The 13855-nt window shown below is 71.1% G+C and carries 6 protein-coding genes; all 6 read left to right on the top strand.

Translation table 11 applies throughout. The features are described 5' to 3' along the window. The first annotated feature begins 43 nt into the window (after window positions 1-43). The 6 genes from OV427_RS33270 (at window position 44) to OV427_RS33245 (ending at window position 13841) form a co-directional block, all read left to right on the top strand. A complete protein-coding gene (locus OV427_RS33270; protein ID WP_267860239.1) occupies window positions 44-3730 on the top strand; it encodes a hypothetical protein in 3687 nt (1228 codons plus the stop codon). Further along, the gene (locus OV427_RS33265) at window positions 3727-4266 is read left to right on the top strand and encodes a DUF1318 domain-containing protein (RefSeq protein ID WP_267860238.1); all 540 of its coding nucleotides are present in this window, start codon (window positions 3727-3729) and stop codon (window positions 4264-4266) included. Before OV427_RS33270 ends, OV427_RS33265 begins: the two co-directional genes overlap by 4 nt. Beyond that, window positions 4260-7724: a hypothetical protein gene (locus OV427_RS33260; RefSeq protein WP_267860237.1), complete on the top strand. Its 3465-nt coding sequence runs from the start codon at window positions 4260-4262 to the stop codon at window positions 7722-7724. The genes OV427_RS33265 and OV427_RS33260 overlap by 7 nt, the downstream gene beginning before the upstream one ends. Window positions 7725-7906: 182 nt before the next feature. Next, on the top strand, window positions 7907-10600 hold the full coding sequence (gene alaS / locus OV427_RS33255) for an alanine--tRNA ligase (protein ID WP_267860236.1): 2694 nt from the start codon (window positions 7907-7909) through the stop codon (window positions 10598-10600). Continuing rightward, window positions 10597-11262 carry a hypothetical protein gene (locus OV427_RS33250; protein ID WP_267860235.1) on the top strand — a complete coding sequence of 222 codons (666 nt, stop codon included), beginning with the start codon at window positions 10597-10599 and terminating at the stop codon, window positions 11260-11262. The genes alaS and OV427_RS33250 overlap by 4 nt, the downstream gene beginning before the upstream one ends. Continuing rightward, on the top strand, window positions 11259-13841 hold the full coding sequence (locus OV427_RS33245; protein ID WP_267860234.1) for a TIGR02266 family protein: 2583 nt from the start codon (window positions 11259-11261) through the stop codon (window positions 13839-13841). Before OV427_RS33250 ends, OV427_RS33245 begins: the two co-directional genes overlap by 4 nt. Window positions 13842-13855 lie beyond the last annotated feature (14 nt).

The following is a 13855-nucleotide window of genomic DNA, read 5'->3' as shown; positions in this document are numbered from 1 at the left end:
CACATGGTAGGACGGTGGGGCCGCGCGCTCCCGGCCGCACACCATGGAATCCCCCGGATCCGGACGACCTCGCCGGCGGTTGACTCGAATCATCGCAGGCGTGCTCCTGGTGCTCGTCGCGGCCCCCGTGCTGGTGCTGGTCGCGACGGTGGCTGTCCTCCACAACCTCGACCGCCCCTGGCTGAAACAGCGCATCGTCTCCCGGGTGGAAACGGACACGGGGCTGCAGCTGGACTACCAGACAGCCCGGGTCGACGTGCTCTCGGGCCTGCGACTGGAAGGGCTGGTCGTGCGGACACCGCCGCCGTTCCAGAGCGTCGCGCCCGAGCTGCTCCGCGTCGGCAAGCTGGAGGCGCAGTGGTCGCCTGGCTCCCTGCTGAGCGGGCCCACCCTTCTCGAGCGGGTGGCCATCCAGGACGTGGCCATGACCCTGGTGACCGACGAACAGGGAACCACGTCACTCACGGGTTTGACGGGCGCAAAGCCCCCCGAGCCGCCGTCCATGGAAGAGCCACTCGGAGCCTCCCGGCAAGCCGCTGCGCTCCTGGCCTCCGCGCCTCCCGTCGGCAAGATCGAAGTGTCGGGCGTGTCGTTGAGCTACGTCCGCGTTCGCAACGGTGAAGTGCTCGAGCGCGGGTCCCTGCGTGGGCTCGCAGCCAACGTCGAAGCGAAGCATCAGGACGATGGCTGGAAGCTCCTCGCGCAGCTGGGCAGGACGGGCGTGCCGCTTCCGCTGGAGCTGAGCCGCGAGGGCCCTGCCATTCCGCCGGCCCTGGCCGCGCTGGAGCTGGTCCTCTCCGCGGAGGTGGGGGCGTCGGCCGCGCGCGCGCAGGTGGACCTCGATGTCGCGCGACAGACCTTCGATTCGCGGTTCACGCTCCGCGAGCTGCTTCACGGCGCGGCGTCGGCGAAGTTCGACGGTGAGAAGCAACACATCGCGCTCGAGCTGGAGCGCACCCGGCTTGCCGACAGCACCGAGGTGCAAGCGCAGCTGGTGCTTCCGGATGCGGAGGAAGTGCCGCCCGTTCTGACACGGGCCCTGGCGGATGTGGACCTCGGGAAGCTGCTGCAATGGGTCCCCGCCGATTGGCGTCCGTTCTCGGTCGAGCGCGGCAAGGTGCACCTGGACGCCCGGGAGGTCACGCTCAGCGACATGCCGCAGCTGGGAGACCAGGGCAGACTCGGCCTGGACGTCGACGTCGCGGAGCTTCAGCTCGCTCAAGACGAGCTCCGGGTGGCACTCGGCGGTGGCAGCGTCTCGCTGGTGGCGACCCCAGACTCCCCGAAGGGGTTCGCCGCTCAGCTCACAGTCGCGCTCACGGGGCTCGCTGTCGGTGGGCCCACCGCGCTTCGTATCCCGAAGGCCTCCTTCGAGCTGAAGGCCCACCAACTGCGGCCAGACCTCTCCTCGCCCATCAGGGTCTCGGGAGACGTCGCGCTGTCCGGAATGGTGGATGCCCTGGACGTCCGTGCCTCCGGGCTCCGTGCGACGGCGGAACGTCTGGGACTGCAGCTCCAGCTCCAACTCGCGAGTGAGCCGCCCTTCGCGCTGAAGGCAGACGTGCCCGTGCGGGCGCTCCAGGTCGTCACGGCGGATGGACGCGAGGTGCTGAAGGGCCCCGTGCACGTGAAGCTCAACGCGTCGGAGGTGTTCCCCCAGATGGACGATCCTCGGCGCAGCCGTGCCCGCGTCCGGCTGGAGCTCGACGCGGGCACGCTGCACGCGTCGCTGGATGCCACCAAGGGAACCGACGAGGTGGCATACACCCTGGCCGCCCAGACGCCGGACCTCGTGGCCGCCCGGCCCTTCATCCCCGAGTCCGTCGCCGCCCGCATTCCCTGGAAGCAGCTGGGCGTGAGCGTGGCCTCCAAGGGAAGCCTCGCGGCGCTCTTCTCTCCCTCGCCACGGCTGGAGCACCGGACGGAGCTGCGCCTGCAGCGACCGGCCTGGGACGACGTGTCGGCCAGCAGTGTCGCCGTCGTGGTGCGTTCGCAAGGAGATGCGTGGCGGCACAAGGGCGACCTGGACCTTCAAGTCGAAGGGCTCCGCGCCGGTGAGCTCGACGCGGGTCCCCAACACCAGACGCTGACGCTGGAACTGGATCGCCGGAAGCCGTCGCTCCGGCTGGGGCTCACCAGCCAGGCGGGGCTGAAGCTGGCACTCGATGCCGCACTGGCGTTCGACCGGAAGACCCGCGCGCTGCGCCTGGATGTGACGGGCGACCTTCCGCCCATCGGAGCACTGTCACCGCTCCTGGCCAGGGCGCGGGTGCCCAAGGAGCTGGAGGCCTCGAAGCTCGCGCTGAACCTGGAGCTGCACGGCACGCTGCGCGGCGTGCTCACGGACATCGCCGCCGACGGAACCGCGAGCCTCGTCCCCACCCCACTGAGGACCGCCAGCTTCGAGGGAAAGGCGGTGGTGGGCGCGCACGGCCTTCGCTGGCGGCAGGATGCCCTGTCGGTCAACGTCCCCGCGATGCGTTGGCAGGTCGAGTCGCTCGTCGACGGGCCACGGCGAACCGTCCACAGCGACCTGACGTTGGAGAGGCTCAGCGTGGGCATGAGCGACCGCCGGGTGTCACTCACCGACGTGTCGAGCGCCACCACCGCCACCTTCACCGAGAAGCTGGAAGCGGACGAAATCGAGCTGAAACAACGCCTGAAGGTCCGCACCCTCGAACAGAAGCCAGTGCTGCCCTATCCGGTCCAGGACCTGGAAGGGTCGTTCTCCGTTCGGCGCAAGCCCAATGGCGTCATCCACGTCCCCGACCTGCAGCTGTCCATTGCCAGCACCAGCACCTCGCTGACGGCCCAGGGCCGGCTCGACCTCAGCGACGACCGGCGCCTCCTCGCGGTCCGGGGTGAGCTGGCGCAGGACCTGTCCAAGCTCGCGCAGCCCGGTCGCATCGAGAGCAGCGGCAAGGTCACGGTCGACTTCCGGGTGGCTTCGCCCGACCTCGTGGTCTTCCGCACCCTCTCCAACCTCCTCTTCCAGAACGTGAACCTGCAGGTGCCCGAAGCAGGAGTCGAGATCGACACGCTCGACGGCAACGTGCCGCTGACCGAGAACGTGGAGTTCACCCAGGGCCAGGTCCGGCTGCTGAGCGACATCGACGTGAATCCGTACTCGATGCTTCGCTTCGCCGACCAGCACCCCCTGATCTCGCGCGGCGGCTTCATGTCGGTGGGCCGCATCGTCACCCCGCGAATCTCCATCGCGCCCCTGGCCGGCAACCTGTCCATCAACCAGAGCGTGGTCTCCATCAGTCAGCTGGAGATGGGCGTGCGCGGGGGGCGCATCACCGGACAGTGCGTGCTGGACTACCAGGGGAAGAACTCCACCCTGGAGGCCCACGTGCGGGCCACCGGCGTGCAGTCGTCCCGGGGCGAGCCCTTCGACGGCAATGCGGCCGTGGTCATCTCCGCCAGGGACCGCAGCGTCAACGGCCGCGCGGAAATCGTGCGCATCGGCAACCGCCACCTGCTCGACCTGCTCGACCTCGAGGACCCGCACCACACGGATGCCGCCACCAACCGCGTCCGCTACGCGTTGAGCCTGGGCTATCCGGAGCACGTGCGGGTGAGCTTCAACAACGGCTTCGGCAGCCTGCGCATCACCATGGGCGGGCTGGCCAGGCTGGTCAGCATCGACGAAATCCGGGGCATCTCCATGGGCCCCATCGTCGACCGTGCCATCAACTCCATGTCTCCTCCGGAGGCCGCGCCATGAAACTCCGCGGGTTGCTGCTCCTCGCCGTCCTCGCCGCTTCCGGGTGCATCCGCGCCCCGCAGATCGTCATGGTCGACCGTGCGACGGCGCTCGAGGAACAGGCCGCGGGCTCGTTCAAGGAAGTGGAGCAGCGGCTGGCTCGCGCGGGCATGAGCCCGACGCCGGTGCCGCTCACGCCCAACCAACTGGAGGACCTGGGCATCCGGCCCACGCCGCTGGTCGAGAACCTCGGCAAGACGCAGGCGGACCGCGTCGACGAGCTGCTGTTCCGCCACTGCGTGGGCGAAGGGCGGGACGGGCTGTTGGTGGACACCCGTCGCAGCTGCCTGGCCGGACGACTGACGGCCGATGACGTCGCCCTGGTGGAGCGGGTGAACCGGGCCCGGCAGCAGCTATGGAAGTGGATGCGGACGGTCCGCCCCGCCGTGTCCGAGGAGTCGCTGCGCCGGAGCTGGCACCAGGCGCACGCGCAGGGGGTCATCTGCGGCGGCTGGGTCGAAGCCGCGGACGGCCTCTGGGGAGAAAAGAAGTGCTGACGCCCCGCGGCCGGTGGCTCCCGGTCCTGGCCGTCCTCCTCGCCAGCGGCGTCTGGGCCCAGGACGACGAGAACGACGGAGGCCTGCGCACGCTCCTCCGGCTCACCGTGGGCATGGGAGATCAGTTCCTGGGACAGCTCGCGCCCGATGGGAACACGCTGATCTTCGTCTCCAACCGAAGCATCGCGACCGAAATCTACGGCCAGGACGTGGACACGGGCCGCGAGCGCCGCCTCTTCGACGAAGGTGCGGACGTGACCTGGCCGCGCATCAGTCCCGACGGCAAACACCTGCTCTACATCTCGTTCCGGAACCAGGCCAGCGGCCAGCTCTGTGTGCGGACGCTGCCCGATGCGGAAGACCGCCGCTGCCTCGAAGAGGAGACCAGTGCGCTGCAGGCGGAGTGGATCGACGCCTCGCATGTCGCGCTGGTGAGCCGGGCCAGCATCCAGGGCGACCTGCACCTGTCGCGAGTCACGGTGGGGCCGAAGCTGAGCGCGAGCCCCCTGCTCGAGCGCAACCTGACCAGTCCCACCCTCTCACCCGATGGGCGCTGGTTGGTGTACGTCCCGGTGGAGCGCTCCGTGAAGCAGGTGGGACCCGGCTTCGCCGCGCGCGCCTCGCGCCACCTGGAGGCAATCCGTCTGAATCAACCCGGCGCGGTCCCCGTACCGCTGGCGCTCGAGCTTCCGGGACAGACGGGGCAGCCGGTGTTCTCGCTCGATGGACGCTCGCTGTACGTGGTGCAGTTCTTCACCGACTCCAATGCGGACGGGGTGATTGACGCTGGCGACCGCGGGATGCTGTTCCGGGTGCCTTTCGCCACCGAGCGAGACGACGCGCCCGCGCTGGCCGCCGCCTCCAGTCCGGACCAGCTCACCAGCGAGACCTGGAGCTGCGAGTACCCGGCGCCCGCGGCCGCGACGCTCATCGCGACCTGCTCGCGAGATGGCTCGCTGGACGTGTATCAACTGCCGCTGGATGGCCAGGTTCCCAGCAACTGGGATGTGCCTCGACTCAACGAGGAGCTGAACATGGCCGGCCGGCGCGCGGACCTGCTCCTGCTGTATCGCCAGCGCCTGCTGCTCGAAGCCCGGCCCAAGCCCCGCCGCCTGCTGATGATGCGCCTGAGCCGGCTCCACCTGGCCTTCGAGGACTTCGATGCGGCGGAGTTCTACGCCCGCCACATGCGCTCGGTGGAAGACCCCGCCACCGCGGGCCTGGCGGAGCCGCTGCAGCTCCTCATCGACCACCGCCGCGACATGAAGGAGCGCGAGCGCGGCCGCATGATGGAGGAACTGAGCGAAGTCGAGCGGCAGCGCATGGCCGCGCTGGACCCCGCCGCCGCGCCCAGCCCACCCTCCGCCGTCTTTCGACACGTGGTGCGCAGCGAGCTGGCGGAGTCCGCCGGAGACTTCACGCTGGCGCGTCAGGAGCTGGAGTCGGCCGAAGTGACGGACACCACGCCGCGCGGGGTGCTGGAGGCCTGGTACGACAGAGCGGACGCGCTGTACCGCGCGCTCGACGACAGGGAGGCGCTGGTCGAAGCCGCCCGCCGGCTCTCCACGAACAAGGTCTTCAAGGAAGACGACCAGCTCGACTTCGCTCGCGCCGCGGTCCGCGCCCTCTACCGGGGACGCCCCTATGAAGAGGCGGATGCCGCCATGGCCCGGGCACTCGCCTCGGAGCCCGCCGGCTCGGCCTACGCGTTCGCCCTGGAGTCGGGCCGGCACGTCAATGCGTTGCACGACGAGCGCCCACCCCGCCCGGTCCGGGATGCACTGATTGCGTTCTACCATCAGCAGAAGGACCCCATTCGCCGGCGCGCACTGGTGCAGGACGCCGTCGAGCGCGCGACGGCCCTCGGCGCCGACGGCGTGTTGGAGGCCTTCGCCACGGCCTACGTCGACGACGTCGCGCCCGGCACCGAGGAGCGCCGCCGGGCCGAGCGGCTGTTCCGCCGTGCGATGACGGGCCGCGCCTACCGCCGGTTGGGGAGGGAGCGCCTGGACGACGCCCGCGCGGACTTCGACCTGGTGACGCAACGGACCGGCTCGCTGGAGAGCGCGGTCGAGTCCATGAGCCTGCGCCTGCGGGCCGGCGTCAGCCCGGAGGTGGTGGAGAAGGAAGTCACCACCACCTCCGCGAAGATGAAGGAGCCACTCAGGCACTTCGTGAAGGCCTATCTCACCGCGCGCAAGCTGCCCGAGCTGGACGACCGCGCCCACGCCCAGGCGGTGAAGGCGGCCGTGGAGGAGCTGCGCGCATCATGGCAGGAGCTCAAGAACCAGCGCGCGGTGCAGGCCCTCTACGGGGCCATCCAGCACGAGGACTTCCTCCGCGGCAATGACCCCGCCTCCGCCGAGCGCGCCAACCGGCACTACCTGGTGGCCCTGGACCTGGTGCGCAACAACGTCCGCTACAAGGCGATGCTCCTCGGCGCGCTGGGGCTGCTGCACACGCAGGTGGGCAACTTCCACATCGCCCTGGGCTATCTCGAGCAGCGGGACAAGCTGCCCTACGTGGACAACGCGGCGGGGCTGGCGGTGTCGCTCGCCCGCGCCCGGGCGCTCCTGCACGTCGGCCGCGAGGCGGAGGCGGCGCAGGCAGCGGACCACGCCCTGGCCATGGTGGACGCCACACCGAACCTGGCCGGGTTCGCCCCCCTGACGCTGGACCGCGCGGCGCTCTACAACCTCGCCGCGGGCCGCTTCGACCGTGCGTTGGCGCTCTACGACCGCGAGCTGCCCACGGTGGAGACGGGCACCCGCGACGCGGAGGGACTGCGCAACCGGCTGGTGGTGCGGCTGGCCCGCTGCGCCGCGGCGCTGGGCGCGGGTCATCCCCAGCGGGCTTTGGAGGACCTGGACACGGTGGACCGCGACCTGGCGACCCCGGCCGTGCAGGCCACGTTGAACCAGGCACACGCCACCCGCGAGCACGTCCAGCGCTCCTATCGCATCATCGCCGCGGGACTGCGCGCGAATGCGCAGAGCAAGCTCGGGCACCTGGACGCCGCCGCCCACGCACTGGAACAGCGGCGCGAGCTCTTCCTGGAGCAGTTCGCCGACTCGGACCGCGATGAGGACCTCCGAGCGGTGATGCTGGCGGAGCTGCGACTGGCCGAGAATGCCGTGGACCGCCGCGACACGTCGCGGGCGTCCCACTGGTTGGGCCAGACGATGGCGCACGCGGACACCATGCTCGAGCGCACCCACGCTCCGGTCGAGGTCGGTCAACTGGACGTGCTCTGGTTCGCGGCGCAGCTGCACCTGGATGGGACGACGCAGCTGCCCTTCGACGTACCCGCGCGGCTGGGCCAGGCGCAGCGCACCCTCATCGACCAGCGCAATCCGACCTGGCGCTCCTACCGGGCGTGGTTCGAGGTCTACCTGGCACTCAGCACGGACACTCCGGCGGAGCTCCGGGAGGCGATGCTGCTACCCGGGCAGCCGTAGTCGGCTGTCCCCCACCCGACACCGGCCGCCCGGGCACCGTCCAACCGTCCCGGCCCGCAGTCGGCTTCTCCCCGGGCACGCCACCGGCCAGGGTCAGCCACGGGGCGCGTGGGCCGTCCTCCTACCCCATGCACCCTCCAAGAACTCCTGCGCCGCCTCGCGTTGTGGCATATACCCACACCATGCCTTCCGCCCTCACCGCCTCCCAGATTCGCGAGGCGTTCCTCAAGTTCTTCGAGGAGCGTGGCCACTCCCGCGTGGCCTCTTCCTCACTGGTCCCCGCCAACGACCCGACGTTGATGTTCACCAACGCGGGCATGGTCCAGTTCAAGGACGTCTTCACCGGCCGCGAGAAGCGCGACTACAAGCGCGCCACCACCTCCCAGAAGTGCGTGCGCGCCGGTGGCAAGCACAACGACCTCGACAACGTGGGCTTCACCGCCCGTCACCACACGTTCTTCGAGATGCTCGGCAACTTCTCCTTCGGCGACTACTTCAAGGCCGAGGCGATTGCCTATGGCTGGGAGTTCGTCACCAAGACGCTCGGCCTCGACAAGGAGCGCCTCGCCGTCACCGTGTTCAACGGCGAGCGCGGCATCCCCTGGGACGAGGAGGCGTTCGAGCTGTGGGCGAAGCAGGGCGTGCCCCGCGAGCGCATCCTCAAGCTCGGCTACAAGGACAACTTCTGGGCCATGGGCGACACCGGCCCGTGCGGCCCGTGCTCCGAAATCCACTACCACCAGGGCAACGACATCCCCTGTGTGGAGGAGGCCCAGGGCAACACGTGTCAGGGCGTCGCGTGTGACTGCGACCGCTGGCTCGAAATCTGGAACCTCGTGTTCATGCAGTTCGAGCGCAAGGAGAAGGACGCGCCGCTGATTCCGCTGCCCAAGCCGTCCATCGACACGGGCGCGGGCCTGGAGCGCATCGCCTCCGTCGTCCAGGGCAAGCGCTCCAACTACGAGACCGACCTCTTCCAGCACATCATCGCCACCATCAGCGAGCTGTGCGGCAAGACGTACTCGCAGGAGGGCGGCGCCTCCATGCGCGTGGTCGCGGACCACAGCCGCGCGGCGGCGTTCCTCATCGCGGACGGCGTGCAGCCCTCCAACGAGGGCCGCGGCTACGTCCTGCGCCGCATCATGCGCCGCGCCATCCGGCACGGGACCCAGCTGGACCTGGAGGACGTGTTCTTCTTCAAGGTCGTCGACCGCGTCATCGAGCTGATGGGCGACGCCTATCCCGAGCTGCGCGAGAGCCGCACCTTCATCCTCGAGGTCTGCCGTCACGAGGAGACCAGCTTCCGCCAGACGCTCAGCCGCGGCCTCAAGCTCATCGAGGAGGAGCTGGCGAAGCTGCAGAAGTCCGGCGGCAAGCAGCTCTCGGGTGAGGTCGTCTACCTGCTGCACGGCACCTACGGCTTCCCGTGGGACCTGACGCAGATCATCGCCCGCGAGCGCGGCCTCGACGTGGACCTGAAGCGCTTCGAGGAACTCCTCAAGGAGGAGGCGGACAAGAACAAGTTCGTCAACTCCGGTGAGAAGGCCATCGGCGACGTGTACCTGAAGCTCTTGGAGCGGCTCGGGCCCACCCAGTTCCTCGGCTACGACGGCGAGGGCCACGAGGGCGAGGGCAGCATCCGCGCCATGCTCAAGGGCGGCGCCGAGGTGACGCAGGCCTCCCAGGGCGACACGGTGGAGCTGGTGCTGGACCGCACGCCCTTCTACGGCGAGTCCGGCGGCCAGGTGGGTGACACCGGCCGCATCGTCGGCCACGGCGGCAAGGCGGTGGCGCAGGTGGAGGACGCGCAGCGCCCGGTGGCGGGCCTCGTCGTCCACACCGTGAAGGTCGCCGAGGGCACCTTCAAGGTCGGCGACATGGTGCAGGCGGGCGTCAACGTCGAGCGCCGCAAGTCCATCCGTGCGAACCACTCCGCGACGCACCTGTTGCACAAGGCGCTCAAGCTGGTGCTGGGCGAGCACGTGAAGCAGGCGGGCTCCGTGGTGGCGCCGGACTACCTGCGCTTCGACTTTTCGCACTTCTCCCAGGCCACGCCGGAGCAGCTCGAGAAGGTGGAGGACCTGGTCAACGGCTGGATTCGCGACAACGCGGCGGCGGAGACGCGCGTCATGAAGCTGGAGGACGCGAAGAAGTCCGGCGCCGTCGCCATGTTCGGCGAGAAGTACGGCGAGACGGTGCGCGTCGTCACCGTGCACCCGGAGTCCACCGAGCTGTGCGGCGGCACCCACGTGCGCCGCAGCGGTGACATCGGCCTGTTCAAGGTGACCAGCGAGAGCGGCGTGGCCTCCGGCGTGCGCCGCATCGTCGCGCTCACCGGCATCGGCGCGCTCCAGTACGTGCGCGAGCAGGAGCACGAGCTGCGCCGCGCGGCCGAGCTCTTGAAGACGTCCCCGAAGGAGCTGTCCAAGCGCGTCGAGGCCACCCAGAAGCGCGTGAAGGAGCTGGAGCGCAAGGTGGAAGAGGTCGCCGTGAAGGCCCAGACGGCGGGCAGCAAGGACCTCCTGGAGCAGGCGCGCGAAGTCAACGGCATGAAGGTGCTGGCCACGCAGGTGGACTCGGCGGACGACAGCGTGCTGCGCGGCATGGCGGACCAGCTCAGAGACCGCATCCGCTCGGGTGTGGTGGCCATCGGCGGCGAGAAGGACGGCCGGGCCATCATCCTGGTGGCGGCGACGAAGGACGTCGTGGCCCGGGGCATCAACGCGGGCGCGCTGGTGCGGGAGATGGCGAAGGAAGTGGGCGGCAAGGGCGGCGGCAAGGCGGACATGGCGCAGGCCGGCGGTCCGGATGCCGCGAAGCTGCCCGCGGCGCTCGAGAAGCTGTACGAGCTGGTGAAGGGCGCGGGCGCGGCGTGAGTCCAAGGTCCTCCCCTTCCCTGGCGCCGGCGGCGCTCCTCACCGCGGCGGCCCTCCTGTTGGGGGGCTGCACGAAGGAGGAGTCCGCGCGTGGGGCCGAGGGCGAGGGAGATGACCGGACGCTGCAGAAGCTCCGCGCCGAGGTGGACCGGGTGAACCAGGGTGGCCATCCCACCCGGGGGCCCGAGTCGACGCGGGGCGACCCGAACGCGCAGCTGGCGGGACTGGCCGCGGGGCTCGACGAGTCCGCGGACCGCCCGCTGGCGCTGCCCGAGCCCAACGCCACCGTGCACGTGGACACCCTCGCGGTGAAGCTCACCGGGCTGGAGTCCTCGCACTCGGTGAAGGGCTCTGGGAAGGTGGGCCTGACGACGGAGGAGATGTTCCTCCGCGTGCGGCTCGTCACGCAGAACGTGGGCGCCGCGCCACTGACGTTGGAATTGGACGGTGCGCAGGTGATGGGCGCGGGAGGCCAGCCGTACCCGCTGGCCCGTGACGCGCAGGTGGTGGCGGGCACGCGGCCCCTTCGGCGCACCTGGGCGCCGCAGGAGCGCACCGACGTGGTCCTCCTGTTCGAGCTCCCCCCGGCGGTCCTGCGGGAAGACGGCCTGCACCTGGTGATGCAGGGGTCCGGAGGGGACGTACGGATTCCCCTGCGATGAGCGGGCTCGCGTCCAAGCTCCTTCCTCTGCGAATCCGCCTTCCGTACACGACGGAGGACGAGTTCATCGAGAAGTACGGCTCGAACGTGGCGCGCGGCGGCGTGTTCGTGGCCACGCGCGCGCTGAAGCCCGAGGGCACCGGGCTCGCCTTCGAGTTCGTGCTGGCGGACGGCACGCGCCTGCTGCGCGGAGAGGGCGTGGTGGTGAAGGCGCAGGTGGACGCGGGCGGCGGGCGCGCCGGAATGACGGTGCGCTTCGTGAAGCTGGACGCCGCGAGCAAGGCGCTCATCGACCGCGTGGTGTCCCGGCGCAGCGGTGCGGCGGAGCCCGCGCGACGGGTGACGGAAGCGGCGCCCGCTCCGGTGCCCGTCGAAGAGCAAGCCGCGCCACCGGCCGAGGCCGCGACGAGTGAAGAGGCGGGGGCCGCCGAGCAGGGGGAGCCCGCGCCGTCCGAGGAGGCTGGAGCAGCCGAGGACTTCGCGCGCGGGGAGCCAGCGCCCACCGAAGAGGCCGGGCCGGCTGAAGCCGCTCCGCCCGAGACGCCCCCGGAGGCCGCCGCCTCGTCCGAGCCGGCAACCCCGCCAGAGGATGAGGACCTCGGCTTCGACATCACCGCGAGCCTGACGGAGCCGGAGTCGGAAGAAGCGCCCACGTCTCGCGAGCCGGCCGCGCCAGCGCCCGAGGCCGGCCTGTCTACCGGCCAGCAACCTGCCCCGACAGGCCCCCTGGCCGAGCCTGTGGGAGCCGTCACCGTCGACCACGTCGAGCCCCAGCCCACCGCGCCGACCACCACCGAGCTTCAGCCCCAGCCCACCGCGCCGGCCACCACCGAGCTTCAGCCCCAGCCCACCGCGCCGGCCACCACCGAGCTTCAGCCCCAGCCCACCGCCACCACCGAGCCCGAGCCCCCGTCCTCCGCCGCCCAGGACGCAGAGGCGATGCGCAACCGCCGCCGCGCGCGGCTCGACGTGCCCGTCACGACGACAACGCCGGTACCCTCGACACCGGAAGTCATCCTCGGCATCGACCTGGGCACCTCGCACGCGCGCGTCGCCGTCTTCCACGAGGGCACCGCGAAGCTCGTCCCCCTCCCCGGCACGGACGGCACGGAACTGCCTGCCCTCGTCGCGGTGGACGGCAGCGGTGAGCTGCTCGTCGGCCCGGGCGCACAGGTGGAAGCAGACCGGGCCCCACGCCGCGCCGCCACGGGACTCAAGCGACTGCTCGGCCTGCGCGCGCGCTCGCCCCGGCTGCGCGAGCTGTCCCCTCAGCTCCCCTTCCCCGTCGCGGCCGACCCGGGCGGTGACGCGGCCGTCGAGCTGGGCGGCCGGCTCATCGCTCCCACGCTCTTCACCGCCCTGCTGCTGCGCGAGCTGAAATACGCCGCGGCGACCTTCGTCGGCCGCAAGGCCACGCGCGCCGTCATCTGTGCCCCCACGCACTTCACCGACCGCCAGCGCGCCGCCCTGCGCGAGGCCGCGACGCTCGCGGGGCTCGACGCGCAGCGCATCCTCACCGCTTCCGCCGCCGCCGCGCTCGCGTATGGCCAGGGCCGGGGGCTTGCCCGCAAGCGCGTGCTCGTCGTGGACCTGGGCGGTGGCGGCCTGGAAGTCTGCGTCGTGCAGGTGACGGGCGACGACCTCGAGGTCATCACCACCGGCGGCGACCCGACGGTGGGCGGCATGGACTTCGACGCCCGCATCGCCGAGGCGCTCGCCGCCGACCTCGCGGAGCAGGGCGTCCCCCGCCCCCAGCACCTGCTCGACTGGGCCCCGCTGCGCACCGCCGCCGAGTCCACCAAGGTGGCCCTCTCCGAGCGCGAGCAGGTGGACGTCTCGCTCTCCACGGGCACGGTGCCCCCCTTCACCCGCGAGCGCGTGGAGGCCCTCACCGCGGACCTCGCCCAGCGCGTGACGGCCGTCGTCCGCGAGGTGCTGGAGTCCAACGCCCTCTCCCCGCAGGGGCTGGACGCGGTGCTGCTCGTGGGCGGGCAGAGCCGCGCGCCGCTGGTGCGCCGCCGGCTGGAGGAGAGCCTGGGCGTCCCCGTGCGCGACGACGTGGACCCGCGCGGCGCGGTGGCGCTCGGCGCGGCGCTGCTCGGTCAGGGCCTGCTGCTCGCCGAGGCCGGCAAGCCCGCCGCCACCGTGTCCGAGGTGCTCTCCGCCCCCATCGGCGTCGCCGAGCGCGGCGGCACGTTGCGCCGCGTGCTGGAGCGCAACACCCGCCTGCCCACCAGCAAGACGCTGGTGCTGCCCATCGCCGCGCCAGGCGCCCTGGAGCTCGCCCTCTTCCAGGGCCCCTCCCCCCTGGCGACGGAGAACGAGTACCTGGGCAAGCTCTCCCTCTTCGTCGAGCGGCCGGGCGAGGCGGAGCTGCACTTCGCCCTCACCGCCGACGGCGCCCTCTCGCTGGAGGCCACGCTCCCCGGCGCGAAGCGAAAGCCCGTCTCCCTGGCCGGCGACGACCTGGACGACGCGGCCCGCGACACGCTCATCGCCCGCTCCCCCCTGGAGGGCGAGCCCGAGGCACGTCCGGGCGGTCTGCTGTCCGGACTGAAGAAGCTGTTCGGCCGCCGCTGAGCGCACGGCCCCGC

It is taken from the genome of Pyxidicoccus sp. MSG2 (genome assembly GCF_026626705.1).
In the GTDB taxonomy this organism is placed as follows: Bacteria; Myxococcota; Myxococcia; order Myxococcales; family Myxococcaceae; genus Myxococcus.
This window is presented reverse-complemented; position numbering and strand designations above follow the sequence as displayed.

Bases quoted from the DNA above. Each gene is read 5' to 3' on its own strand.
- alaS (WP_267860236.1), top strand. From the start codon at position 7,907: ATGCCTTCCGCCCTCACCGCCTCCCAGATTCGCGAGGCGTTCCTCAAG.
- OV427_RS33265 (WP_267860238.1), top strand. From the start codon at position 3,727: ATGAAACTCCGCGGGTTGCTGCTCCTCGCCGTCCTCGCCGCTTCCGGG.
- OV427_RS33270 (WP_267860239.1), top strand. From the start codon at position 44: ATGGAATCCCCCGGATCCGGACGACCTCGCCGGCGGTTGACTCGAATC.
- OV427_RS33245 (WP_267860234.1), top strand. From the start codon at position 11,259: ATGAGCGGGCTCGCGTCCAAGCTCCTTCCTCTGCGAATCCGCCTTCCG.